This window comes from Dactylosporangium sucinum (assembly GCF_014647515.1).
Classification (GTDB): Bacteria; Actinomycetota; Actinomycetes; order Mycobacteriales; family Micromonosporaceae; genus Dactylosporangium; species Dactylosporangium sucinum.
Map to the genome: position 1 here is coordinate 57,175 of NZ_BMPI01000008.1, position 26,954 is coordinate 84,128.

Below are 26,954 nucleotides of genomic sequence, written 5' to 3' on the forward strand. Positions count from 1 at the left end.
GGTGCGATGTGAACCTTCTCTCGGAGGCCTCCCGATGACTCAGTCGGTGATTGTCAACGGCGCCCGCACGCCGATGGGTCGCCTGCTCGGCGCGCTCAAGGACTTCCCGGCGACCAAGCTGGGTGAGATCGCGATCAAGGCGGCGCTGGAGCGCTCCGGCGTGTCGCCCGAGCAGGTGCAGTACGTGATCATGGGCCAGGTGCTGCAGGCCGGCGCCGGCCAGATGCCGGCCCGCCAGGCGGCCGCCGGGGCGGGCATCCCGATGAGCGTGCCCTCGCTCACGATCAACAAGGTCTGCCTGTCCGGCCTCGACGCCATCGCGCTCGCCGACCAGCTCATCCGGGCGGGTGAGTTCGACATCGTGGTCGCCGGCGGCATGGAGTCGATGACCAACGCGCCGCACCTCCTGCTCGGGCAGCGCCAGGGGTACAAGTACGGCGACGTCGTGATCAAGGACCACATGGCCCACGACGGGCTCACCGACGCCTACGACCAGGTGTCCATGGGCGAGTCCACCGAGCGGCACGTGGCCCGCCTCGGCATCAGCCGCGAGGCGCAGGACGCGTTCGGCGCCGCGAGCCACCAGCGGGCCGCCGCCGCGCAGAAGAACGGCCACTTCGCGGAGGAGATCGTCCCGGTCGAGATCCCGCAGCGCAAGGGCGACCCGCTGCTGGTCACCGACGACGAGCAGATCCGGCCCGAGACGACCGTCGAGTCGCTGGCCAAGCTGCGGCCGGCCTTCACCAAGGACGGCACCATCACCGCGGCCACCTCGTCGCCGATCTCCGACGGCGCCTGCGCCGTGGTCGTGATGAGCCGGGCCAAGGCCGAGGAGCTGGGCCTGACCTGGCTCGCCGAGATCGGCGCCCACGGCAACGTCGCCGGCCCGGACAACTCGCTGACCAGCCAGCCCTCCAACGCGATCAAGCACGCCCTGAGCAAGGCCGGGCTGAGCGCCGCCGACCTCGACCTGGTCGAGATCAACGAGGCGTTCGCCGCGGTCGGCGTGCAGTCGACCGCCGACCTGGGCATCGACCCGGCCATCGTCAACGTCAACGGCGGCGCGATCGCGCTCGGCCACCCGATCGGCATGAGCGGGGCCCGCCTGGCCCTCACCCTCGCCCTGGAGCTGCGCCGCCGCGGCGGCGGGCTCGGCGCGGCCGCGCTGTGCGGCGGCGGCGGCCAGGGCGACGCGCTCCTCCTGCGCGTGCCCAAGCAGTGACGGGCGTACGCCGCTCCCGGGACGTCCCCGCGCTGGTCGAAGCGGCCCGCGCGGGCGACCCACGGGCCGTGGCGCGCCTGATCACGCTGGTGGAGGACGGCGACGAGGTGCTGCCGCAGCTGGCGGCGGCCCTCGCGCCGCACACCGGCACCGCACAGGTCATCGGGCTCACCGGGGCGCCCGGCGTGGGCAAGTCCACGACGACCAACGAGCTGGTCCGCGCCTTCCGCAAGGCCGGCAAGCGGGTCGGCGTGCTCGCGGTCGACCCGTCCAGCCCGTTCACCGGCGGCGCGATCCTCGGCGACCGGGTCCGGATGCAGGACCACGCCACCGACCCCGGCGTCTACATCCGCTCCATGTCCAGCCGCGGGCACCTCGGCGGGCTCTCCGCCGCCACCCCGCAGGCCGCGCGGGTGCTGGAGGGCGCCGGCTGCGACCCGGTCGTCGTCGAGACGGTCGGCGTCGGGCAGGCGGAGGTCGAGATCGCCGGGCTGGCCGACACCACGCTGGTGCTGCTCGCGCCGGGCATGGGCGATGCCATCCAGGCGGCCAAGGCGGGCGTGCTGGAGATCGCCGACATCTTCGTCGTCAACAAGGCCGACCGCGACGGCGCCGACGCCACGTACCGCGACATCCAGGGCATGATCGGCCTCGGCGAGCGGGCACCCGGCGAGTGGCGGCCCCGCGTGGTGCGCAGCGTCGCCGCCCGCGCCGAGGGCATCGACGACGTGGTCACCGCGATCGACGAGCACCGCGAGTGGCTGGAGCGCTCCAGCGAGCTGCGCCGCCGCCGGGAGCGGCGGGCCGCCGCCGAGGTCGAGGCGCTCGCCCTCGGCGCGCTCCGGGCCCGCATGAAGGACCTCCGCAGCGGCACCGAGCTCGCCGCGCTGGCCGCCGAGGTAGCGCAGGGTCGACTGGACGCTCACGCGGCCGCCGCCGCCCTCCTGGCGCAACTCGACCTGGCCTGATCCGGCTGGCTAAGGTCTGCGGGTCAACCTTCAGCTAGACCAGCACAGGGGGCTCACTTGACGGCCTGGACCGTCATGTTGCGCGGCATCAGGTACCGGGCCGGCCGGTCGTTCGTGGTCTTCATCCTCGCCGTCACGGCGACCACGGCGGCCGTCCTCGCACCCGCGTACAGCCGGGCCGCGCAGCAGTCGGTGCTCACCGACGGGCTGTCCGCCGCGTCCACCGACGCGACCGGGCTGACCGTCGGCGCCAAGGGCACCGGCGACAGCGCCGCCTTCATGGACCTCGCCGAGATCCGGCTCGCCATGAACGCGGCACTCGACAAGGACCGGCTGCTCGCCGACCGGCTCGACCGGCCGGTGGCAGCGCTCGACACCGAGATCACCTTCGGCGAGACCGGGGCGAAGCTCGCGTACCGCGACAACGCCTGCACCCAGCTCGCCGTCGAGGGCACCTGCTCCGACGACCCCGGCGAGGTGGTGGTCAGCAAGCGCACCGCCGCCGCCCACGGGCTCAAGGCCGGCGACCCGCTGGCCGTGCACCTCGGCCCGCGCACCGGCGGCCGGGACAAGACGTTCACGATCACCGGGCTCTACACGCCCAAGGACGCCAACGCGGCCTACTGGGGCCGCACCGCCTACTTCAGCGCCGACGGCACCGGGCAGACCGGCGACGCGTTGTTCACCATGTCGGAGGAGGACGTCCGCGCCGACCCGTCGGCGACGGTCTCGACCCGGCTGGAGTACCCGCTGCTCGGCTCCCGCGTCCACCTCGACGACGTGGCCGGGCTGCGCGACGGCGTGCAGACCCTCGGCGACCGGCTGCGCGGCCAGGAGCTGGAGGTGACCACCTCCCTGCCGGCGGTGCTGCGCGACATCGACGCCGACCAGCGCGCGATCGCCCGGACGGCGCCCGTCATCGCGGTACCGCTGCTGCTGTTGTGTTGGTTTGTCCTCTTCCTGCTGGTGGCGTCGCTCACCGAGGAGCGCGGGCCGGAGATCGCGCTGGCCAAGCTGCGCGGCTATCCGGCCGGGCGGGCCGCCCGCTTCGGCCTGGGCGAGGTCGTGCTGCTCACGGCGGCCGCCCTGCCGGTCGGCGTCGTGGCCGGCCTGGCGCTCGTCGGGGTCGCCGCGGACGCGCTGCTCGCGCCGGGCGTCGGCGTCGAGGTGCGCTGGCCGGTGTTCGCCGCGGCCGGCGTCGCGTTCGCCGCCGGGCTGGTCGCCACCGTCCTCGCCGCCCGGCAGACCCTCGCCCGGCCGGTGCTCGGCCTGCTGCGGCGGGTGCCCGAGCGCGGCGGCTGGCGGGCCGGCGTGACCGAGGGCGTCGCCGTGGCGCTCGCCGCGGCCAGCCTCGTGGCCGCCGTCAGCGACCGTGGCTCGCCGCTCGCCCTGCTCGCCCCGCCGCTGCTCGCGGTCGTCGTGGGCGTCGGCGCGGCCCGCCTGCTGAGCCTCTGGTCGGCGGCCCGGCTGCGCATCGCCCGCCGCCGCGGCCGGATCGTGCCGCTGCTCGCCGCGGCCCAGCTGGCCCGCCGCCCCGGCGGCCAGCGGCTGGTCGTGGTCGTGACGGTCGCCGTGGCGCTGCTGTCGTTCGCCGCGACCGCCTGGGACGTCGCCGCCACCGCGCGGCGCGAGACCGCCGAGGCGACCGTCGGGGCGCAGCGGGTGCTGACGGTCAACGCCGCCCACCCCGCCGCGCTGGCCGAGGCGGTCGGCAAGGCAGACCCCGATGGGCATTCGATGGCCGCGGTACGGGCGAGCCAGCGCTTCGACAACAGCCCCGTCGAGCTGATCGGCGTCCAGGCCGATCGGTTCGCCGACGTGGCCGTCTGGAGCGGGCACTCCCGCGCGCAGGTCGCCGAGCTGGCCGGGCGCCTGCACCCGCGGGTCGCGGACCCGCTGCGGCTCGGCAAGGACCTCACCGCCGAGGTGTCGGTCGACACGCTGCCGGCCAAGCCGCCGCTGCGGCTCGCCGCGATCGTCGCCAACCCGGGGCAGCCGCCGCGGACGGTGACGCTCGGCGCGCTGGCCAAGGGCACCCGCAGCTACCACGCGGCGCTCACCGGCTGCACCGCCGAGTGCCGGCTCGTCGGCCTCGCCGTCGGCCGGGCCGCGGGCGGCAGCGACCCGTTCTCGGTCAGCGTCGCGGTCCGCGCGCTCTCCACCGACACCGGGCCGCTCGCGCCCGGCTTCGACCTGGCCGGCCGCTGGCAGGCCCGGCACTCCGCCGGTGGGGCGCAGGTCACGGTACGGTCGGGTGCCGCGCTCGGCATCGACGTCTCCGGCAACGACCCGGCCGACGCCGTCGTCGAGCACGTCGACACGCCCGACGCGCTGCCGGCGGTCCTGGCCGGCGGGGCACCCACCGACGACGCCGAGGCGGTGACGTTCGCGCTGCCGGGCTTCTCGGAGCAGCCGCAGCCGTTCACCGTCGCGGCCCGGACCGACAGCCTGCCCCGCGCCGGGCGGCACGGGGTGCTGTTCGACCTCGACTACGCGACCCGCATGGCCGAGCGCTCCGCGAGCCTGGCCGACAACGGGAGCCTCCGCTATGAGGTGTGGGTCGCTTCCGGGGCGCCCGCCGATCTCGATCGGCGGCTCGAGGCGGCCGGCATCCAGATCCTGGGGACCGAGACGATCGACGGCGCCCTCGATCGGCTGGCCCGGCGAGCTCCCGCTCTCGGGCTGTGGCTCTACCTGTTGGCCGGGGCCGCGGCGATCCTGCTGGCGCTCGGTGTGGTGCTGCTGACCGCATACGTCGGGGTCCGTGCCCGCCTCTACGAACTGGCCGCGCTCCGGGTCGCCGGCGTGCGGGCGGGGCAGCTGCGACGTTCCGTCTTCCGGGAGTATCGAGCCCTGCTCGGGCTACCGTTCCTGGTCGGCTTGGCGGCCGGGGTGATCGGGGCGTTCGTGATGCTTCCCGGCATCCCGCTGGTGACGGTCGGCGAACCCGCCGGGTCGTTCGACCTTTCCCTCGGGCTGGGCGCCCTGCCCGTCGCGGTCGGTGTCACCCTGCTCAACCTGCTGCTCACCGTCCTGCTGGTGCTGCGCCTGCTCGGGCGAGCGACGCCGCTGCGGCTCAAGGACGGTGCCTCGTGAGTCTCGCTGTCACGTGCCGGGGGCTGGTGTACATCTACCGGCTCGAGGGCTACGACGTGGTCGCGCTGTCCGGCGTCGACCTGGACATCTCCCCGGGCGAGTCGGTCGCCCTGCTCGGGCCCTCCGGCTCGGGCAAGTCGACGCTGCTGTCCCTGCTGGCCGGGCTGCTCCCGCCGTCGGCGGGCCGGCTCACGGTCGGCCGGCACGACCTGGTGCGGGCCACGCCGGCGGAGCTGCAGGCGCTGCGCGCGACCGACGTCGGCGTGGTCCTGCAGGGGGCGTCGCGCAACCTGCTGCCGTACCTGACGGCGGAGCAGAACATCCGGTTCGCCCAGCGCGGCGTGCGGGGCCGCGACCTGCCCGACCCTCGCGAGGTGCTCGCGATGGTGGGCCTCTCGGCGCGGGGACGCAACCGCCAGCGGCCGCAGCGACTCTCTCCTGGTGAGCGTCAGCGGTTGGCGCTCGCTGTGGGGCTGGCCGCTCGGCCGGGCCTGCTGCTCGCGGACGAGCCGACCAGCCAGCTCGACACCCGGGCCCGCGACGAGGTGCTGACGGCCCTCGACGCGGTCCGCCGGGCGGGCACGACCGTCGTGGTCGTGACCCACGACCCGGACGTCGGCCTGCGCATGGGACGCACGGTCACCATCCGCGACGGCCGGGTCGGCGCGGAGGGCCGGCGCGGAGAGGACTACGCGGTGGTGGGTCGCGACGGTACGGTGCACCTGCCGCAGGAAGTCCTGCGCATGCTGCCGCCGGGCACGCTGGTGGGCGTCGAGCCCCAGCCCGACGGCACCGTCCTGCTGGTCCCCAGTCCGGCTTCTGTGGAGGATGTGCAGTGAAGACGCTGACGGTTGACGGCGTGACGGTCGCGTACGAGCGAGACCACCCCGTGCTGCGCGACGTCTCGGTCATCGTGTCGCCGGGTCAGATCCTCGCCGTGACCGGCCCCTCGGGCGCCGGCAAGACGACGCTGCTGTGGGCGATGGCCGGCCTGCTGCGCCCGGCCGCCGGCACGGTGGCGATCGACGCCACCCCGCTGCGCGACCGCGACCACGCGGTGGCCGAGCGCGTGGTACTGATCCCACAGGACAACGGCCTGGCCGCGATCCTCACCGCGCAGGAGAACATCCAGGTGGCGATGATCGCCGGCGGCGCGGCCCCGGCCGACGCCCGCCGCGCGACGGTGTCCTCCCTGGAGCGCCTGGGCCTGGCCGGCCAGGCGGACCAGCTGGTGGAGGAGCTCTCGGGCGGCCAGCAGCAGCGGACGGCGATCGCCCGCGGCCTGGCCCTGCACGGCGCCGTGGTGCTGGCCGACGAGGTGACGAGCGAGCTCGACGCCACGAACCGCCAGCGCGTCATGGAGATCCTGCAGGAGGAGGCCCGCCGCGGCGCCGCGGTCGTGTTCGCCACGCACGACCCGGACGCGGCGGCCGCCTGCGACCGCGAGCTGCACTTGTCGGACGGCGCCGCCCAGCTGGTCCGCTGACCTACCGAGCTCGACGGCGCGTGCCGGCGGCCACCTGCGCCGGCCGCCAGCACGCGCCGGCCAGCCCCGCCCCGCCGCCCCGTCGGACGGCGCCCGCCGCCCAACGCTCCGCCGCCCCACCACCGCCCAGCGCCCACGCCGTCCGCAGCCCGGCGGCGACCCGTCCGCAGCCCGGCCGCAGCCCGGCCGCAGCCCGGCCGCAGCCCGGCGGCAGCCCGGCGGCGACCCGTCCGCAGCCCGGCCGGATCACGGCGGCGATCTTGGAGTTGTGGTCCTGGCTTTATGGCGCTATTTCGGACATTCCCGGGACCGCAACTCCAAGATCGCGCGGAACTGGGGTCGCGACAGGGGGACCGGTTGGGGTTCCTCGGCGGGCTGCGCCAGGTCGCGCTGAACGGCGGGGTGGTGGAACTGGATCAGGCCGCGCCGAGCGGCGGGGTGGCCGGGCCGCGCTGGGCTGAGCGGTGCCCGACCGGTCCATGCTGAGCCCGTCCGTGTCGTGCCGGTCCATGCCCTGCGGTGCCCTGCGGTGCTGGGCGGTGCTGGGCGGTGCCGGGCGGTGCCGGTCCGGGTCGTGCTGGGCCGGGTCGTGCCGGGCCGCGTCGTGCCGGGCCGCGTCGTGTCGGTCCCGCGCCGTGTTGGGCTGGGCTGAGGGGCGGGGTGGCTGGATTGGCTGGATTGGGTGGCTGGGCGGGGCGCGATTCCCCCGGGTTGCTCACCCGGCTCCATGATCAAGGGACGTATTTGGCTGTCCCAGCGACCAGAAGTTTCCCTTGATCATGGGCGACCCCCGGTCGGCGGGCTGTCGGCGGGCGGGCAGCGGGCAAAAGGGGGTGCCGTGGGCGACAAATCGGAAATGTCCGCCACGACCCGAACCAGACACCCCGAGACGTTGGTCGATCTACCCCCACGACCGCCGTCGAAAGTGAGGGTAGATCGACCAACGTCAAAGCTGGCGCGGCGCGTCCCAGGACGGCCGGTTGGGGGGTCCCTCGGCTGGCGGCGCGCGAGTACGCTCGGCCCCGCCTACGAACCGGGACAGGGAGAGAACTGCCATGACCGAGGCGACCGCGGGCTTCCCCGCGCGCACCGATGTTGACGATCCTGACATGACCGGCGACGCGCTCGCGGCCGTCGAGCCGGCGGCCCCGGCCGCGCCCGCGGCGGTCGTGCCCGCGCAGCCGGCCGCCGAGCAGTCGCGGCTGCGGGCCGCGGCCGACGACGCCGCGGAGCGGGTCACCACGTTCGCCACCGAGACGGCCGAGAAGGTCGGCGAGTTCGCCTCCAGCACCGCCGCCGCGTCCGGGCGGATCGCCTCGCAGGTGGTCGACCGGCTGCGCAACAACGCCGAGCTGGCCGCCGAGCGGGGCACCACCACGATCGCCGACGAGGTCGTGGAGAAGGTCGCCGGGATCGCCGCCCGCCAGGTGCCGGGCGTGTACGACCTGGGCGGCGACGTCGCCCGGGTGTTCGCCGCCGTGCGCGACCGGATCGGGCTCGGCGACGGCGATGGTGAGTCGTCCAACCGCGGCGTCCAGGTGCGGCTCGAGGGGCGCACGGCGACCGTGCGGGTGACGCTCGTGATCGAGTACGGGTTCGTCGTGTACTCCGTGGCCGAGAAGGTGCGGACCAAGGTCATCAGCTCGGTCGAGAACCTGCTCGGGCTGGAGGTCACCGCCGTGGACATCGTCGTCGACGACGTGCACGTGGACGACAAGGATGCCCAGCGGGTGGGTAGCGACGAGGAGCGGGCCGCCGAGTACGCCGGCTGAGACGCATCAGACAGGCGGTGCCCGGGGAATCCGGGCACCGTGCCTTAGCGATCGTTCAGGTTGCCGATAGCATCGGAGAGACGGAGATCCCGCCGACCCGAGGAGCGCCGACACCCATGGACGCCCACGATATTGCCGAAGGCCGCGACCGCTGGCAGCGCCGCTACGACGAGGCGCGCAAGCGCGACGCCGACTTCACCACCCTGTCGGGGAGCCGGGTCGAGCCGGTCTACGGGCCGCCCGAGGGCGACGACGTGCCCGGTTTCGAGCGTATCGGCTGGCCGGGTGAGTTTCCGTACACGCGCGGGCTGCACGCCACCGGCTACCGGGGGCGCACCTGGACGATCCGCCAGTTCTCCGGGTTCGGCAACGCGCAGCAGACGAACGCGCGGTACAAGATGCTGCTCGGCGCGGGTGGCGGCGGCCTCTCCGTGGCCTTCGACATGCCCACCCTCATGGGCCGGGACTCCGACGACCCGCAGTCGCTCGGCGAGGTGGGGCACTGCGGGGTGGCGATCGACTCTGCGGCCGACATGGACGTGCTGTTCGACGGCATCCCGCTGGCGGACGTGACCACGAGCATGACCATCTCCGGCCCGGCGGTCCCGGTGTTCTGCATGTACCTCGTGGCCGCCGAGCGCCAGGGCGCCGACCTCGGCAAGCTCGACGGCACCCTGCAGACCGACATCTTCAAGGAGTACATCGCGCAGAAGGAGTGGCTGTTCCCGCCCGAGCCGCACCTGCGCCTCATCGGCGACCTCATGGAGTACTGCAACCGCCACATCCCGCGGTACAAGCCGCTGTCGGTTTCCGGTTACCACATCCGCGAGGCCGGCTCGACCGCCGCGCAGGAGCTGGCGTTCACGCTCGCCGACGGGTTCGGCTACGTGGAGCTCGGGAAGAGCCGAGGCCTCGACGTCAACACGTTCGCGCCCGGGCTCAGCTTCTTCTTCGACGCCCACGTTGACTTCTTCGAGGAGATCGCCAAGTTCCGCGCCGCCCGGCGGATCTGGGCCCGCTGGATGCGTGACGTCTACGGCGCGACCAGCGAGAAGGCGCTCTGGCTGAAGTTCCACACGCAGACCGCCGGCGTCTCGCTGACCGCCCAGCAGCCGTACAACAACGTGGTCCGCACCGCCGTCGAGGCGCTCAGCGCGGTGCTCGGCGGCACCCAGTCCCTGCACACCAACGCGCTCGACGAGACGCTCGCCCTCCCGACCGACCAGGCCGCCGAGATCGCGCTGCGGACCCAGCAGGTGCTCATGGAGGAGACCGGCGTGACCAACGTCGCCGACCCGCTCGGCGGCTCGTGGTACGTCGAGGCCCTCACCGACCGGATCGAGGCCGAGGCCGAGGCCATCTTCCAGCGGATCCGCGACATGGGCAGCGACGGCACGATCACCAGCGGCATCCTGCGCGGGATCGAGGACGGATGGTTCATGTCGGAGATCGCCGACAGCGCATTCGTCTACCAGCAGGCCGTCGAGAAGGGCGACAAGCGGGTCGTCGGCGTCAACGTGCACACCGGCTCGGTCACCCGCGACCTCGACATCCTCCGCGTCTCGCACGAGGTCGAGATCGAGCAGAACCGCCTGCTCGGCGCCCGCCGGGTCGGCCGCGACGCCACGCTGGTCAAGGAGCGGCTGGAGCGGATGGTGGCGGCCGCGCGCACCGACGAGAACCTCATCCCGGCCATGCTCGACGCGGCCCGGGCCGAGGCCACGCTCGGCGAGATCTGCGGCGCATTGAAGGACGTCTGGGGCGTGTACCGCGAGCCAGCGCGCTTTTGATCTTAACGTTACCTATTCGCAATGCAACCGGCCCCTCTCCCGGCAGGTCTACCTACGAACGACTTGACCACACGGGGGAGGGGCCTTGCTGGCACTCGTGCTCGCGGCGTTGCGAGCGAGGCGCGCGCAGGCGCTGACACTGCTCGTCCTCAGCACGCTCGCCGCGGCCGCCGCCGCGGCGGCCCCCTGGTACGTGCTGGCCTCCACCGAACGGGTCGCCACCCGGCACATGGAGACCGCGCCGATCCAGGAGCGGGCGCTGGAGACCATCGGCGAGGGCAAGATCGAGGGCGGCTCGATCACCGACATCGTCGCGGCGCAGGCCGAGCTCACGCAGCGAGTCGTCGGGCTGGGCGGGTTCACCACCTACACGCAGGCGCACGTCACCGGGCAGGCGTCGACGGTGCCGGCCGCCGCGAGCAACGAGGCGCGCTCCACCGGCTCGCCGCTGGTGATGCGGACCGGCGCGTGCGAGCACGCCGTCATCGACGGCCGCTGCGCGACTTCGGCGGACGAGGCGATGCTCAGCTACCGCACCGCCCGCTTCATGCGGCTGAAGGCCGGCGATCCGATCGTCTTCACGTCGACCAACCTCAACGAGCCGGTCAAGCTGACCGTCGTGGGCGTCTACCGCCCCGACGACCCCGGCGACCCGTTCTGGAGCAGCAACTCCCAGCTCGTCGCGCAGTCCCTGCCGACCAGCCCGCCCCCCGAGATCACCGAGCCGGTCGACGATGCCGTGCTCGTCGGGCCGGCCGCCCTCGACGCGATCAAGCCGAAGAGCGTCCGCACGATCACCGACATGGTCGCGCAGCCGGTGCTGTTCGTCGACCACCAGCCCGACGTCGTGGGGGCCTACCTCGGCGCCGCGACGGTGGAGGCCGCCAACAACCGGCTCACCCTCACCACCTCGATCTACGACGTCATCGAGCGCATCGAGCGGGACCGGCAGCTCGTCTCCCTGGGCGTGCCGGTCGGCGCCTTCCAGCTGCTCATCCTGTGCTGGTTCGCGCTGTACCTCGCGGTAAAGTACACCGGCGTCGAGCGCCGGCCCGACATCGGGCTGGTGAAGCTGCGCGGCGCGTCCCGCGGGCGCACCTGGAGCCTGGTCGGCGGGCAGAGCGGGCTGCCGATGCTCGGCGGGGCGGTGCTCGGCCTGCCGCTCGGGTACCTCGTCGCCACCGCCGTCAACGGATCGATCCGCGAGCCGGCCGTGCGCGATCAGGCGTTCCAGCTCTCGGTCGGCGCCGTCGCGCTGGCGGTCGTCGGCGCCCTGCTGGCGGCCCTGCTCGCCGAGCGCCGGTCGCTCGGGTCGAGCGTCGCCGAGCTGCTGCGGCAGAGCCCGGCCCGGGCCGGCGCCTGGCGCGACCTGCTCGACCTGGTGCTGGTCATCGTCGCGGTCGCCGCGCTCTGGCAGCTGCGCAACCGGGCCGAGGGCGACGTCGCCGGCCTGGCGCTGCTCGCCCCCGGCCTGGCGGCGCTGGCGTTCGCCCTGGTCGCCGCCCGGCTCATCACCTACAGCGCCGCCCGGATGGTCGAGAGCGCGCTCCGCCACGGCCGTCCGGCCCGGGCCCTCAGCGCGATCTACCTCGCCCGGCGCCCGGGGGTGCACCGGCTGGCCGCGCTGATCATCGTCACCGTGGCCCTGCTGTGCACGTCGTTCTTGACCTGGCACGCCGGGCAGGAGGCGGGCCGGACCCGGGCCGAGCTGGAGGTCGGCGCCGACCGGGTGCTGACGGTGCGGGCCGAGAACCGGCTGGCCCTGCTGGAGGCGGTGCGCCGCGCCGACCCGGGCGGGAAGTCGGCGATGGCCGCCGTGCAGTCGCTGTCCAGCGGCAACGACCGGGTGCTGCTGGTCGACAGCACCCGGCTGGCGGCGGTGGCGGCCTGGCGCCCGGAGTACGGCCTGAGCGCCGAGCAGACCGCGGCGCTGCTGCACCCGAAGGCCCCCGACCCGGTCTACGTCACCGGCGGCCAGCTCACCCTCGACGTCACCAACCACTACACGGTGCTCGACCGCCAGCGGGTGGTCGTGCTCGACGTCGTGATGGCCGACCCGGCCGGCACCCGCACCGTCGTGCGGCTCGGCCCGCTCGCCGAGGGCGCGCAGCAGCTCACCGCGCCGGTGCCCGCCTGCACGAAGGCGCCCGGCTGCCGGCTGAGCTCGCTGAACATCATGCAGAGCACGCTGGAGCAGAAGATCTTCTTCGCGTCGCGGCCCGGCATCGAGGTGACCGTCCACGGCATCACCCAGAGCGGCCCCGACCAGACCCTGGTCGGCCGGGAGATGCTGGCCGACCGGTCCCGCTGGCGGCTCGACGTCAACGGGGTGCCGCCCAACCTGATCGTCACCCCGTCCGCCGACGGGCTGCTGCTGAAGGTCGCGCCGATCCGCACCGGCGGCGCGACCGACCCGGGCGTCTACCCGCTCGACGCGCCGGCCCCGATCGTGAGCGTGCGGGCCCGGCTGCTCAAGCCGCGGCTCCTCGGCGACCAGCGGGTCAGCTACGGCACCACCACGCTGACCGAGACGGTCGGTGCCACCGCGACCCGGCTGCCGCGGCTGGGCGAGCTGGGCGTGCTGGTCGACCTGGAGTACGCCGACCGGCTCGGCGCCGACTTCGGCGCGGGCGAGTCGCTGCAGGTCTGGCTGGCCCGCGACGCGCCGCCCGACCTGCCCGACAAGCTGCGCAAGGAGGGCCTGATCATCCTCGGCGAGGAGTCGATCGACGGCGTCGCCGAGCGGTACGCCTCCTTCGGGCCGCCGCTGACGCTGCAGTTCATGCTGCTCTCCGCCATCATCGGGGTCGCCCTCGCGGCCGGGGCGGCCACCGTCGTCGCCGCCGTCGAACGCCGGCCGCGCGCCCGCGAGCTCACCGCGCTGCGCCACCAGGGCGCCTCGGCCCGCCTGGTCAAACGGGTGAGCTTCGAGGGGTACCTCGTGCTGGTCGGCGTCTCGGTGCTGCTGGGCCTGGTGCTGGCCGCGCTGATCCACGCCTACGTCGGAGACGTCATGCCCTACTTCGCCGACGGATGGAGCGCGCCGTGATCGGGCTGGTCCTGTCGATGATCCGGGCCCGCCCGGGCCAGGCGGTCACGGCCTTCCTCCTCGCCATGTTCGCGATGGCGGCGGCGGTGAGCGCGCCCGTCTATACCACGACCGCCGACCGCGCCGTGGTAGCCAGCGAGGTCGCCTCGGCGCCGATCGAGGAGCGGGTCGTGCAGGCCCGCCGCCAGTCCGAGGCCAAGGACCGCGGCTTCGAGGACCTGGTGCCCGAGATCTTCCGCGTGCCGGGCTTCACGAGCGTCTTCAGCACCGAGATCAACACCTACGTGTCCACCGGCGCGCCGGGCGTCGACGACATCGCGCCGCGGCTGGTGTACCGCGACAACGCCTGCGCCCACCTGCGTCTGGTCACCGGCCGGTGCTTCATCAGCGAGACCGAGGTCGTCGTCGGCAAGGTGACGTTCGACAAGCTCAAGCTCGCCGTCGGCGGCACCCTGGAGACGAGCTACGGCGCCTACGACAACGAGGGCCAGGAGTGGGTCCGCAACGGCCCGACGCTCACCCTCACCGTGGTCGGCGCCTACGAGGTGGTCGACGCGTCCGAGCAGTACTGGTCCGACCTCGACTACTTCGACCCGCGCCCGACCGACCGGAAGGCGACCGAGCCGATTCTCGCCAGCCGCCGCACCGTCGAGGCGATCGAGCACGCGCGGGAGTCGCAGGCGCTGGACGTGGTGATCGACAACGACGCGATCACCGGCGAGACCCTGCAGGCGGTCAACGACGCGGTGAAGCAGGGCCGCGACAAGCTCGTCGGCCTGCCCGGCGGGCCGACGGTCAGGACCGAGCTGCCCGCCCTGATCGAGCGGATCGACAAGAACCGGTCGCTGGTCGGCCAGGTGGTGCCGGTGGCCGCGGTACCGCTGGTGCTGCTGTGCTGGTTCGTGCTGTTCATCGCCGTCGCGTCGGCGACCCAGGAGCGGCGCCTGGAGCTGGGCCTGTTCGCCCTGCGCGGGGTCAGCGCCCCGCGCCGCTGGTGGCTCACGGCCGGCGAGAGCATCCTGCCGATCCTGGTCGGGGCGGCCGCCGGCTTCTTCCTCGGCCACTACCTGGTCCGGCTCGCGGCCTGGCTGCTGCTGTCCAGCTCGGCGAGCGTGCCGCTGTCGTCCGGCGCGAACTGGTGGGCCCTGACGGCCCTCGGCGGCGCCCTGTTCGCGGCGCTGCTGGCGCAGCGGGCCGAGCTCGCCAAGCGCACCGTCGACCTGCTCCGCAACGTGCCGAGCCGGCTGTCGCGCTGGGGCGCCCCGGTGTTCGAGGTCGCCGTGATCGCGCTGGCCGTGGTCGCCGTCGTGCAGCTGCGGCAGGGCGGCGGCGGGCTGACCGGGTTCGCCGTGTTCGCGCCGTCGCTCATCGTCATCGCGCTGGCCCTGGTGGCGGCGCGGGGCGTCCTGCCGATCGCCGAACGCGTCGGCCGGCGCGCCATCCGCGAGGGCCGCATCGGCCGCACCCTGGCCGCCTACGCGATGTCCCGCCGGCCGGGCAGCCAGCGTGTGCTCGCACTGCTCGTGGTGGCCGTCGCGCTGATCTGCTTCGCGGCGACCGCGGCCAGCGCGTCCGGCGACACCCGTGACGAGCGGGTCCGCGTCGAGCTGGGCGCGCCCCGGGTGCTCACCGTCGAGACGATCAGCCGCGCGGCCCTGCTGGCCAAGGTGCGCGCGATCGACCCCGACGGCAAGTTCGCAATGGCGGCCGCCGAGGTCCCGGTCGCGGAGGACACGGGTGTACCGCCGATGCTGGCCGTCGACAGCCGGGCGCTGGCCGCGACCGCGCTGTGGAACGACACGCACCTGAGCGCCGCCGAGGTCGCCGGTCTGCTGCACCCGGCCGGGCCGCGCGACCCGGTCATCGTGAACAACAAGGAGCTGTCACTCGACGTCACGATCGACAAGACGGTCGACGCGTTCCGGGTCCGCTGGACCGCGGTGGTCGTACCGCTGGACGGCTCGACGGCCGGCGAGGTCGACCTCGGCCCGATCCAACTCGGCCGGCACACGTACATCCGCAACCTCCCCATGTGTGTGGAAGGCTGCCGCCTCGTCTCCCTCCAGATGGACCAGCCGGAGCGCCGAGGCTTCGACATCACCATGACGCTGCACGGCCTGAGCCAGGCCGGGAAGGTCATCGCCGACGCGGCCGGCTTCGCCGACACGACCCAGTGGCGGGTGCCGGAGACGCCGGGCCCGAAGCTGCTCGTGCCGACGCTCAGCTCGGCCCAGGACGGCCTGCGCGCCGAGGTCGCCAACTACCGGGGCGCCGACGTCGCGGTCAAGATCATGCCGACCGACGTGCCCTCGCCGCTGCCGGTGGTCATCGGCGGCAGCGCCAGCATGGGCGACCACATGAACGGCTTCGACGGCGCGCAGGTGTCGACCAGCATCGCCGGCGAGGTGGGCACCCTGCCGCGGCTGGCCGACCGGGGCGCGCTGGTCGACCTCGACTACGCCGAGCGGATGTCGACCGACGCCGGCGACGCGCGGCAGCCGCAGATCTGGCTCGGCCCGGCCGCCCCGCCCGACGTGCTCGACCTCGTCCGCGGCCAGGGCCTCACCGTCGCCTCCGACCGCTCGATCGAGCCGCTGCGGGCCGCCCTGGACGAGCAGGGTCCGGCCGTGGCGCTGCGCTTCCACCTGCTGGCGGGTGGTTTGGCGGTACTGCTGGCGGTCGGTGCGCTCTGGATGGTCGCCAGCCTCGACCGGCAGCGCCGCATCGGGGAACTGCGGGCGCTGCGGGCCCAGGGCGTGGCCCGGCGCGACGCGGCGGCCAGCGGATATCTGGCCCTGGTCGGCACGGCCGTGCTCATCGGCCCGTTCGCGGCGCTGGTCAGTTGGCTGCTCGTGCGGGAGTATCTCCCGGTGTTCACCGACGACCCCGGCACCTTCAAGGTGTCGTACTGGCCGTCGCCGATCCCGGTCGCCGTCGCCTGGCTGGCGGCCGGCCTGCTACTCGCGGGTGCCGCCGTCGTCGCCGGCGCCCGGCTCCGTGCCGCAACGAGGGGGAAGCGATGAACGGACTGGCGGTCGCCTGCCGGCGGGTGGTGCACATCTACCGGGCCGAGGCCGGCGATGTCGTCGCGCTGGCGGGCGTCGACCTGTCGATCGGTCCGGGCGAGACGCTTGCGCTCGTCGGGCCGTCCGGCTCGGGCAAGTCGACGCTGATCGCGCTGCTCGCCGGGCTCATGCGCCCGTCGGCCGGCCGGGTCAACATCGGCACCTACGACATGGGCAAGCTCTCCGACAGCGAGATCGCCCGGCTGCGCGGCACCGAGATCGGCGTGGTGCTGCAGGGCGCGGCGCGCAACCTCCTGCCCTACGCGACGCTGCACCGCAACATCTGGCTCGCCCAGCGCCGCGCGGCCCGCACCGAGGGCATCAAGCTCGACGACCCCGACCGCATCCTCGACCTCGTCGGGCTGCCCGGCCTCGGCCGGTCGCGGATCGACGACCTCGCCCCCGGCGCCCGCCAGCGTGCCGCGCTCGCCGTGGGCATCGCCGCCGGGCCCGGCCTGCTGCTCGTGGACGAGCCGACCAGCCAGCTCGACACGCACGGCCGCGACGAGGTGCTGGAGGCGCTGGAGACGGTCAACCAGGAGCGCAACACGACCATCGTCGTCGTCACCCACGACAGCGACGTGGGCACCCGGCTGGGCCGCGCGGTGACCATCCGCGACGGTCGCGTCGGCGCCGAGGGCCGCGACGGCCAGGACTTCGCGGTGGTGGCCGGCGACGGCACGGTGCAGCTGCCGCCCGAGGTTCTCGGCGACTTCCCGCCCGGCACGCTCTTCACCGTCGAGCACATCGACGGACAGGTCACACTGGTCGCGGGTGGATCCGACCGGTCACTTGCGGCGGACCACCTGGGGCACGTGCAAAACTAGGGCCATGAGCGACCCACGGCAGACCCAGTCGATCTTCACCCGCGGGGCGGTGGACCTCGGCGCCCTGGCCCGCAGCAACGCGGCCGGCGCGCAGCGATCTGCCCAGCCGGCCCCGGCCGCCAGCAGCGCCAACGTCGTCGAGGTCAGCGAGGCCACGTTCCAGAACGACGTGTTGCAGCGCTCGCTGACCACGCCGGTCGTGGTCGACTTCTACGTCGCCGGCAGCCAGCCCGACCAGCAGTTCTCCCCGCTGCTGCAGAAGCTGGCCGCCGAGGGGCAGGCCGCGTGGGTGCTCGCCCGGGTCGACATCGAGCAGAACCCGCGGCTCGCCCAGATGTTCCGCATCCAGGGCATCCCGTTCGTGGTCGCGATCGTCGGCGGCCAGCCCGTCGACGCGTTCAACCAGATGCTCCCCGAGCAGCACCTGCGCCAGTGGGTCGACGCGGTGCTCAAGGCCGCGGGTGTCGAGGTCGAGCACCCGGAGGACCCGCGGCTGCTCGCCGCCGACGACGCGCTGATCGACGGCGACCTCGACGGCGCCGAGGCCGCCTATCGCAAGATCCTCGCCGACGCACCCGGCGACCCGATCGCCGAGGCGGGCCTGGCCCAGGTCGCGCTCCTGCGCCGGGTCACCGGCGTCGACGTGCCGGCCGTGCTGGCCGCCGCCCAGGCCGCGCCCGGCGACGTGCCGGCCCAGCTGCTCGCCGCCGACGTCGAGGTGCTCGCCGGCGAGGCCGAGAAGGCCTACCAGCGCCTCGTCGACCTCATCCGCCGCACGGCGGGCGACGACCGCGAGACGGTGCGCAAGCACCTCGTCTCGCTGTTCACCGTCGCCGGCCCCGACGACCCCGCGGTCGCCAAGGCCCGCCGGGCGCTGGCGAGCGCGCTCTTCTGAGCCGGGCGCACATGCGCCGGATCGCCGTCGTCGACGCACCGAGCAACCTGGGGTTGCGGCCACCGACCGCCACCTCCGTTCCCGGCTGCGCGAAGGCGCCCGGCGCCCTGCGCGACCACGGCCTGCTCACCCGCCTGGGCGCCCGCGACGCGGGCTGCATCACCCCGCCGCGCTACGACCCGGCGGGCTGGCAGCCCGGCGACGGCGTGGCCCAGGCGGCGGAGATCGCGGTCTTCGTCCGCCGCCTGGCCGACCGGATCGGCTCGATCCTCGCCCAGGGCGACTTCCCGGTCGTCCTGGGCGGCGACTGCTCGATCCTGCTCGGGGCCGGCCTGGCCATGCGCCGCCACGCCGCGACCCTCGACGGCCGCGTCGGCCTCGTCTACGTCGACGGCCACTCCGACTTCCGCCACGAGGGCAACGCCTCCTACGTCGGCGCCGCCGCCGGCGAGGCGCTGGCCCTGGCGACCGGCCGCGGCCAGGCAAACCTGGCGTCGATCGAGCAGCGCCGCCCCTACTTCCGCGACGTCGACGTGGTGCTGCTCGGCATCCGCACCCACGACGAGTACCGTCTGGATCTCCAGGCCGCCGGCATCGTCGCCCGCGCCGTGCCGGAGCTCCGGTCGAACGGCGCCGCCCGCTCGGCCCAGTGGGCGCGCGACCAGCTCCGCGACTGCGCTGGCTACTGGGTCCACGTCGACGTCGACGTCCTGGACCCGGCGGTCATGCCGGCCGTCGACGCCCCGGACGTGGGCGGCATCGCCTACCGCGAACTGGAGATCCTCCTCAGCAACCTGGTCGCCGACCCCCGCTGCGTGGGCGTCCAGGTGACGGTCTTCGACCCCGACTACGACCCGGACGGCCGCTACGCCGCCGAGGTCACCGACGTGCTGGTCGCAGGTCTGGAGCCGCTGGTGACGTCGACCGCGCTGGTGGCGTCGGACACGATGTTCCCGGTGTCGGGCGGCCCGGTGCCGGGCTTCCCGGTCTCGGCCCCACCGGTCTCCGCCCCACCCCTGCGCGTCCCGGCCCCGCCGACGGTGACCCCGCCGCGCGTCCCGGACAGCGCCTTCGCGGCCGTCGGGCACTCCTCCGTGGACGAGGCGGTGGAGGTTGCGGCCATCATCGACGACGGGCCCGACCCGTCGCCGGATCGGGACGAGCCGGACATTCCGCCCGAGCCCGATGTCCAGTCTGAGCCCGACATCCAGTCTGAGCCCGACATCCAGGACGAGCTCGACATCCAGGACGAGCCCGAAGCCGAGGCTGATCCCGAGCCGGAAGCTCGTTTTGAGCCGGATCGTCTCGAGCCCGAAGCTCGTCCCGAGCCGGAAGCGCTTCGTCCCCAGCCGGAAGAGCCTCGTCCCGAGCCGGAAGAGCCTCGTCCCGAGCCGGAAGAGCCTCGTCCCGAGCCGGAAGAGCTGAGTGTGGTGGCCCGGACCCGTGGCCGCGTGTACGGCACCGAGGCCCGCACGAGCGCTCTCCAGGGCCTGGACCTGGCCATCCCGGCCGGCCTGCGTGGCGGCGCGGCCAGGACGGATGCCGCCGACGGCACCCCCGACGGCCCCCAGGAGAACGCCCGGGGCCGCGGGAAGCGCCGCACCGGTCCGCTGCTGTCCCCATTCGTCCCGGCCCAGCCCGCGTCCCGCGAGCCGAGCGACGACGACACGCCGGAGTCGCCGTTGTCCGACGTCGTGCCGGCCGCCCGCACCCCGATCGACGACGAGCAGACCAAGCCCGCCGGCTGATCCACCCGAAAGCCACACCGCCCCCGGGCCGGGACGGCTCGGGGGCGGCGCGTCGTTCACCGACCGTCAGGCGGCGCTGGCGCGGACCAGCGTGCGGATCTGGCGCAGGAGCACGGACAGCGCGGCCAGGTCGCCGGGCGACTCGCCGAACTCGCCGATCGAGTTGCGGGTGCGGGCGATCGACGTGGCGTTGCTCTGCTCCCACTCGTGGACGCGGGACTCGGCGTCGCCGTCCGGAGAGGTCGCGTTGAGGACCTCGCCGGTCAGGGCGGCCAGTGCCGCATACAGGTCGTAGCGCAGCGCCATGCGGGCCAGCGTCTGCCAGCGGTCCTCCCGCGGCAGGTCGGAGATGCGGGACAGCAGATCGTCGACCCGGAAGCGCTCCGAGAGGACGTAGTAGACCGTCGCCACCTCGTTGACGTCCCGCCCGGTCTGGGCCGCGACCTCGACGATGTCGAGGAGGCCGAACCCATACATGATCCGGGTCGTCGCGTCGGCCAGCTCCGGCGACAGGCCCAGCTCCTGCAGCTTGACCGTGTTGGCGTGCAGAGCTTCGCGCTCGCGGCCGCGGAACAGCGTGTCGAGCTGCGGCAGCAGGCGGGAGACGCCGGGGCGCAGGCGGGCGATCTCGCCCGGCACGTCGATCGGGAGCCGCCGGTTGGACAGCAGCCAGCGGACGGCGCGGTCGAGCAGGCGGCGGGACTCCAGATACACCGCGGTCTGCGCCTCGGTGCGGACCTGGTTGTCGAGGGACTCCGCGGCGCGGCGGAGCTCGCCCAGCCCATACACCTCCCGGATCACCACGGATGCCCGCAGGACGTCCGCGGCGCCGGCGCCGGTCTCCTCCGACGCGCGGTGGAAGAACGACGTGCCGCCGCGGTTGACGGCCTCGTTGACCACCGCCGTGGTGACGATCTCGCGCCGCAGCGGGTGCTCGGCCATCGCCTCCACGAACCGCTCGCGCAGTGGGGTGGGGAAGTAGGCGACGAGCACCTCGTTCGTCCAGTCCTCGTCCGGCAGGCCGGAGTCGAGGATCTCGTGCTCGAGCACGATCTTGACATACGAGAGCAGCACCGCGAACTCGGGCGACGTCAGCCCGACGCCCGCCTCGGCCCGCATGTCGATCTCCTCGTCGGTGGGCAGGCCCTCGAGCGTCCGGTCGAGCTGGCCGCGGTGCTCCAGGTCGGCGATGAGCCGCTTGTGGACCGGCAGCAGCGACCGGGACTGCGCGCGGGCGTTGCCGAGCGCGGTCGCCTGGTCGTAGTTGTCCTTGAGCACCAGCTCGCCGACCTCGTCGGTCATCTCGGCGAGCAGCGGGTTGCGCTCGCCGGGGTCCAGCTCGCCGGCCGCGACCGCGCGGTCGAGCAGGATCTTGATGTTGACCTCGTGGTCGGAGCAGTCGACGCCGGCCGAGTTGTCGATGAAGTCGGTGGCGATGCGGCCGCCACCCAGCGCATACTCGATCCGGCCGCGCTGGGTCAGGCCCAGGTTGCCGCCCTCGCCCACGACCTTGGCCCGCAGCTCGCGGCCGTTGACCCGGATGTAGTCGTTGGCCTTGTCGCCGACCTCGGCGTGCGACTCGCTCGTCGCCTTGACGTATGTGCCGATGCCGCCGTTCCAGAACAGGTCGACCGGGGCCGACAGGATCGCGTGCATCAGCTCGTTGGGCGTGAGCGCGTTGATCGAGCCGGCGATGCCGAGCGCCTCGCGGGCCTGGTCGGTGATCGGGATCGACTTGGCCGTGCGGGGGTAGACGCCGCCGCCCGCCGAGATCAGCGACTTGTCGTAGTCGTCCCACGACGAGCGGGGCAGCGCGAACAGGCGCTCCCGCTCGGCATACGAGACGGCCGCGTCGGGGCTCGGGTCGATGAAGATATGCCGGTGGTCGAACGCGGCGACCAGCCGGATGTGCCGCGAGAGCAGCATGCCGTTGCCGAAGACGTCACCGGACATGTCGCCGACGCCGACCACGGTGAACTCGTTGGTCTGGGTGTCGACGTCCATCTCGCGGAAGTGCCGCTTGACCGACTCCCACGCGCCCTTGGCGGTGATGCCCATCTTCTTGTGGTCGTAGCCGGCCGAGCCGCCGGAGGCGAACGCGTCGCCGAGCCAGTAGCCGAACTGCAACGAGATCTCGTTGGCGGTGTCGGAGAAGGTCGCGGTGCCCTTGTCCGCGGCGACCACGAGATAGGGGTCGTCGGGGTCGTGGCGCACGACGTCGGGCGGTGTGACGACCTTGCCGCCGTCGAGGTTGTCGGTCACGTCCAGCAGCGCCGAGATGAACAGCCGGTAGCAGGCCAAGGCCTCGTCCCGGTCGCCCGGATTCTGCTTCAGGACGAAGCCGCCCTTCGCGCCGGTCGGCACGATCACCGCGTTCTTCACCATCTGTGCCTTGACCAGGCCCAGGATCTCGGTGCGGAAGTCCTCGCGCCGGTCGGACCAGCGCAGGCCGCCGCGGGCGACCGAGCCGAACCGCAGGTGCACGCCCTCGAACCGCGGCGAATACACGAAGATCTCGAACCGCGGCCGGGGCGCCGGCAGGTCGGGGATGGACTGCGGGTCGAGCTTGAACGCCGTGTAGGACTTCGGGCGGCCGCCCTCACCCCGCTGGTAGAACGAGGTGCGCAGCGTCGCCTGGATGAGGTGCAGGAACGAGCGCAGGATCCGGTCCTGGTCGAGGCTGGTCACCGCGTCGAGTTCGGCGTTGACCGCCGCGACCATCTCCTTCGACCACTCCGACCGCGCCGTCTCGGACAACTGCAACCGCGGATCGAAGCGCGCCGTGAACAGGTCCACGAGCTTCGCGGCGATCGAGGGATAGGCCAGGAGCGTCGTCTCCATGTAGTCCTGGGAGAACACCGTGCCCGCCTGGCGCAGGTACTTCGCGTAAGCCCGCAGGACGACGACCTCGCGCCAGGTGAGGCCGGCCTTGAGCACCAGCGCGTTGAACCCGTCGACCTCCGCCTCACCGTGCCACGTCGCCGAGAACGCGTTCTCCAGGTGGGGCCGCACTTCGGTGATCGCCCGAGCGTCGTGCGGCAGCTGCAGGCCGAAGTCGTAGAGGTAGATCGTGCCGTCGGAGCGGACGATCTCGTAGGGCCGCTCGTCGGTGACCCGCACGCCGAGCGAGTGCAGCACCGGCAGGACGGCGGAGAGGATCATCGGCTCGCCGTATCGGAACACCTTGAACCGGATGTCGGACTCGGCCTGGCGGCGCCGGTAGACGTGCATGACCAGCTGGCCCGGCTCGTCGAGCAGCTCCAGCTTGGCGACGTCCTTCACCGCTTCGTTCGGCGTGTGCTCGTCCTTGTAGGTCTCTTGGAGCGCCTGCACATAGCGCTGATGGAGCTGCTTGGCCTGGTGCTCGTCGTCGAGCTTGCGCTCCAGCACCATGTGGAAGTCGTCGTCCCACAGTCGGGTGGCCTCGGAGAGGCGCTCGGTGAGCCGGTCGACGTTGATGTCACCCGGCGGGTTGCCGGGCTCGGTGCGCACGATGAAGTGCACGCGGGCGAACTTCGACTCGCTGACCCGGGTGGTGTAGTCGACGCCGATGCCGTTGAGCTCGGCGAGCAGGATCTGCTGGATCCGCAGCCGGTTGGCGGTGGTGAACCGGTCGCGGGGCAGGTAGACCAGGCAGGAGATGAACCGGCCGTAGGCGTCGCGGCGCACGAAGAGCCGCAGCTGGCGGCGGCCGGCCAGGCGCAGGACGCTCATCACCGCCTGGTAGAGCTGGTCGGTCGTGATCTGGAACAGCTCGTCGCGCGGGTAGGTCTCCAGCGTGTCCATGAGGTCCTTGCCGGAGTGGGAGCGCGGCGACAGGCCGGACCGCTCGACCACCTCGGCGACCTTGCGCTTGACCACGGGCAGGTCGCGCACGCTGGTGCGGTAGGCCGCGGAGGAGAACAGCCCGAGGAACCGCTTCTCGCCGACCACGTTGCCGTCGGCGTCGAACGTCTTGAACCCGATGTAGTCCAGATAGGCCGCCCGGTGCACGGTGGCCCGCGAGTTGGCCTTGGTGATGATCAGCAGGCGCTTCTCCAGCGCCTTCGCATACGCCTCGGCGGTCATCGAGGACAGCACCCGCGGCGTCGTCTGGTCGGCCCGCAGGATGCCGAGGCCGGTGCCGAGCACCGCCTGCAGGAGCAGCTCACCCGAGTCGGACTCGACCAGCCGATACTCCCGGAACCCCAGGAACGTGAAGTGGTCGTCCACCAGCCAGCGCAGCAGCTCGACGGAGTCGGTGATGTCCTTGTCCGGCACCGGCAGCTGGGCGCTGCCCAGATCGTCGGCGAGGGCCAGCGCCTGCGTGCGCATCTTCGGCCAGTCCTCGACCGCCTCCCGCACGTCGTTGAGCACCCGCGCCAGGTCGGAGCGGAGCGTCTCCAGGTCCTCCTCGTCGCGGATCCGGTCGACCTCGATGCGGATCCAGCTCTCGACGATGTCGCCGGGCTCCGCGTCCTCCGGCTCCAGGCCGACGCGGACCTCCTCCAGCGCGCCCAGCGGGGCCCGCCGGACGACGACGAGCGGGTGCACGAGCAGGTTGATGTCGATGTCGCGCGACGACAGGGCGCTCGTGACGGAGTCGACCAGGAACGGCATGTCGTCGGTGACGATCTCCACCGACGTGCCGCCGGTGACGCTCATGCCGAGCCGCAGCTTCAGCTCGCCGGGCACGCGCTGCTGGGCCAGCTCCAGGTGCGACGCGGTGGCGGCGACCATCTTCGCCACGTTGCAGCTGGCCAGCTCCTCGTCGGGGACGAGGCGCCAGTAGTGCGCGACCAGCCGGGGCTGCGCGTCCTGGGCCGTGGCTAGCACCACCGCCTCCGCGACCAGATGCTCTGCGTTGAGCACGTGCTGTCCTAACTCGTCGTCCTCGACCGTGGGCTCGGTCGTCGGCTTCGTCTTCCTGACGCTCGCCGGGGTGGCCATAGGCCGGTTCATCGGTTGTTCTCCCCTCACCCACGACGCTGTGGGTTGTCCTCGGACAGCCTAAGACGTACCCCTGACAATTCCGTTCGCCACGTGGTGCATCAACGTCGGTTACCCGATCGACCGGCGGACCCGTGTGACAATTGTCCTACTTGTTCGATCTTGGGGCGTGCGGATCCGGGCTTTCATGGCGCAGAATCGCCCCCATGGCCGTTTCACCCCGCCGCGTCACCGCGCTGCTCGCCTCCCTGGCGTTGCTCGCCACGCTGCCCGCGTGTTCGAGCAAGCCGCCGGACGACTCGTTGAAGACTTTTCTCGGTGCCTGGGAACAGGGCAACATCGCCGGGCTGAAGTTCTTGGGTCAGGATGGCAAAGCGCTCAGTGGCGACGCGGCGCAGCAGCTCCTGACCACCGTGGAGGGCGATCTCGCAGCTCAGCAGCCCAAGCTGTCGCTGAAGGGCGCTCCCGCCGTCAAGGACGACGAGTGCACCGCCATCGTGACGGTCCAGTGGCCGGTCTCCGGCTCGACCTGGGAGTACGACACGACGGTCAAGGCCAAGCGCGTCGACAAGCAGTGGACGGTGATCTTCAGCGCGAAGACCATCCATCCCGACCTGGAGAGCACCGACAAGCTGGCCGTCAAGAAGGCCTCCGGCACGCGGGGCAGCATCCTCGACGCCGCCGGCCAGCCGATCGTCAGCAGCAAGCCGGTGGTCACCATCGGCGTCGAGCCGCGGCAGGTCACCGACATCAACCTGGTCGTCAAGAACCTCGGCGACGCGTTCACCGCGGCCAAGGTCTCCGTCGACCTGTCGACCCTGCCCAACCGGGTGAAGTCGGCCAAGCCGGACGCGTTCGTCGAGATCATCACCCTCCGCAAGGAGATCTTCGACCCGATCGCCAACAAGCTGAACTCGACGCCGGGCGTGGTCACCCGCAACTCGACCCAGTCGCTCGCCCCGTCGGCGCAGTTCGCGCGGGCGCTCCTCGGCACCTCCGGCCAGGTGACGAAGGAGATCATGGACAAGAACCCGGGCAAGTACAAGGTCGGTGACGTGGTCGGCCTGTCCGGGCTGCAGCAGAAGTACGACGAGATCCTCCAGGGCAGGCCCGGCGTCTCGGTGGTCATCCCCAAGCCCACCGGTACCCCCGACGTGAAGCTCTTCTCGGCGGACCCGGCCGAGGGCGCCAAGATCAAGCTGACGCTCGACGTCAACATGCAGAACGCCGCCGAGGCGGCCCTGGCGCTCGACACCCGCCGCTCCGCCCTGGTCGCGATCCGGATCAGCGACAACTCGATCGTCGCCGTGGCCAACGGCCCGGGGGCGGCCGGCAACAACTTCGCGCTGGTCGGCCAGACCCCGCCCGGCTCGACGTTCAAGACGATCACGGCGCTCGGCGCGCTGGACAAGGGGCTCACGGGCGACTCGATCGTGGCGTGCCCGAAGACGCTCACGGTCGATGGCCGTACCTTCAAGAACTCCCATGACATGGAGCTCGGCAACGTCCCGCTGCACACCGACTTCGCGAAGTCGTGCAACACGGCCTTCGCGTCGCTGGCGCCGCAGCTCGGGCCCGACGGCCTGGCCAAGACGGCCCAGTCCGTGGGCATCGGCATCCCCTGGGACCTCGGCGTCGACGTCTTCACCGGCAAGGTCTCGGCGAACGGCTCGAAGTCGGAACAGGCCGCGGCCGCGTTCGGTCAGGGCACGACGCTGGCGTCCCCGGTGATCCTGGCCGGGGCGGCGGCCGCCGTGGCCCGCGGCCAGTGGAAGCAGCCGCAGCTCGTGCTGGACCCGGCCCCGAAGAACCCGGCCGCGGACGGCCCGCAGCTCAACCCGGCGTCGCTGGACGCGCTGCGGCAGATGATGCGGGAGGTGGTGACGGCGGGAACGGCCGACCAGCTGAAGAACCTGCCGGGCGACCTGCGGGGCAAGACCGGGACGGCGGAGTACGACAACGACCCGGCGCACACCCACTCCTGGTTCATGGGGTACCGCGGCGACATCGCCTTCTGCGTGTTCGTCGAGAACGGCGGCGCGAGCACCGCGGCGGCGGTCCCGATCGCGGGCAAGTTCTTCCAGACGATCGGCTGACGCCTCCGGCT

Annotated in this window: 13 protein-coding genes and 1 pseudogene; 13 read left to right on the forward strand and 1 reads right to left on the reverse strand. The window is 72.9% G+C overall.

Annotation, left to right across the window (positions count from 1 at the left end):
* Window positions 1-34: 34 nt before the first annotated feature.
* The 12 genes and pseudogenes from IEZ31_RS10120 to IEZ31_RS56215 all read left to right on the forward strand — a co-directional run.
* Window positions 35-1,222 carry an acetyl-CoA C-acetyltransferase gene (locus IEZ31_RS10120; RefSeq protein WP_190249520.1) on the forward strand — a complete coding sequence of 396 codons (1,188 nt, stop codon included), beginning with the start codon at window positions 35-37 and terminating at the stop codon, window positions 1,220-1,222.
* Window positions 1,219-2,190, forward strand: coding sequence for a methylmalonyl Co-A mutase-associated GTPase MeaB (gene meaB, locus IEZ31_RS10125; RefSeq protein ID WP_190249521.1), 972 nt, complete (start codon window positions 1,219-1,221; stop codon window positions 2,188-2,190). Before IEZ31_RS10120 ends, meaB begins: the two co-directional genes overlap by 4 nt.
* A gap of 57 nt (window positions 2,191-2,247) precedes the next feature.
* Window positions 2,248-5,286, forward strand: a complete 3,039-nt coding sequence (locus IEZ31_RS10130) for an FtsX-like permease family protein (RefSeq protein ID WP_190249522.1) — start codon at window positions 2,248-2,250, stop codon at window positions 5,284-5,286.
* Entirely contained in the window at window positions 5,283-6,125 is an 843-nt protein-coding gene (locus IEZ31_RS10135) for an ABC transporter ATP-binding protein (protein WP_190249523.1), read from the forward strand. Before IEZ31_RS10130 ends, IEZ31_RS10135 begins: the two co-directional genes overlap by 4 nt.
* A complete protein-coding gene (locus tag IEZ31_RS10140) occupies window positions 6,122-6,772 on the forward strand; it encodes an ATP-binding cassette domain-containing protein (RefSeq protein WP_190249524.1) in 651 nt (216 codons plus the stop codon). The genes IEZ31_RS10135 and IEZ31_RS10140 overlap by 4 nt, the downstream gene beginning before the upstream one ends.
* A 1,055-nt stretch (window positions 6,773-7,827) precedes the next feature.
* Complete coding sequence (locus IEZ31_RS10145) at window positions 7,828-8,544, forward strand: Asp23/Gls24 family envelope stress response protein (RefSeq protein WP_190249525.1); 717 nt, start codon at window positions 7,828-7,830, stop codon at window positions 8,542-8,544.
* Between the two features lie 116 nt (window positions 8,545-8,660).
* Window positions 8,661-10,334, forward strand: coding sequence for a coenzyme B12-dependent isobutyryl-CoA mutase large subunit (gene icmA / locus IEZ31_RS10150; RefSeq protein WP_190249526.1), 1,674 nt, complete (start codon window positions 8,661-8,663; stop codon window positions 10,332-10,334).
* Between the two features lie 85 nt (window positions 10,335-10,419).
* Window positions 10,420-13,383: an FtsX-like permease family protein gene (locus IEZ31_RS10155; protein ID WP_190249527.1), complete on the forward strand. Its 2,964-nt coding sequence runs from the start codon at window positions 10,420-10,422 to the stop codon at window positions 13,381-13,383.
* Complete coding sequence (locus tag IEZ31_RS10160; RefSeq protein ID WP_190249528.1) at window positions 13,380-16,406, forward strand: FtsX-like permease family protein; 3,027 nt, start codon at window positions 13,380-13,382, stop codon at window positions 16,404-16,406. Before IEZ31_RS10155 ends, IEZ31_RS10160 begins: the two co-directional genes overlap by 4 nt.
* Window positions 16,403-17,275: an ABC transporter ATP-binding protein gene (locus IEZ31_RS10165; RefSeq protein WP_190249529.1), complete on the forward strand. Its 873-nt coding sequence runs from the start codon at window positions 16,403-16,405 to the stop codon at window positions 17,273-17,275. Before IEZ31_RS10160 ends, IEZ31_RS10165 begins: the two co-directional genes overlap by 4 nt.
* A gap of 4 nt (window positions 17,276-17,279) precedes the next feature.
* Window positions 17,280-18,170, forward strand: a complete 891-nt coding sequence (locus IEZ31_RS10170) for a tetratricopeptide repeat protein (protein WP_190249530.1) — start codon at window positions 17,280-17,282, stop codon at window positions 18,168-18,170.
* Window positions 18,171-18,181: 11 nt separating this feature from the next.
* Window positions 18,182-19,082 (forward strand): annotated as a pseudogene (locus tag IEZ31_RS56215) (arginase family protein); the annotation flags it as partial.
* Between the two features lie 902 nt (window positions 19,083-19,984).
* Here IEZ31_RS56215 and IEZ31_RS10180 read toward each other — a convergent pair.
* Complete coding sequence (locus IEZ31_RS10180; RefSeq protein ID WP_229834659.1) at window positions 19,985-24,847, reverse strand: NAD-glutamate dehydrogenase; 4,863 nt, start codon at window positions 24,845-24,847, stop codon at window positions 19,985-19,987.
* Window positions 24,848-25,053: 206 nt separating this feature from the next.
* Between IEZ31_RS10180 and IEZ31_RS10185 the strand changes: the two genes are divergently transcribed.
* The gene (locus tag IEZ31_RS10185) at window positions 25,054-26,943 is read left to right on the forward strand and encodes a penicillin-binding transpeptidase domain-containing protein (RefSeq protein WP_190249533.1); all 1,890 of its coding nucleotides are present in this window, start codon (window positions 25,054-25,056) and stop codon (window positions 26,941-26,943) included.
* Window positions 26,944-26,954: the final 11 nt, after the last annotated feature.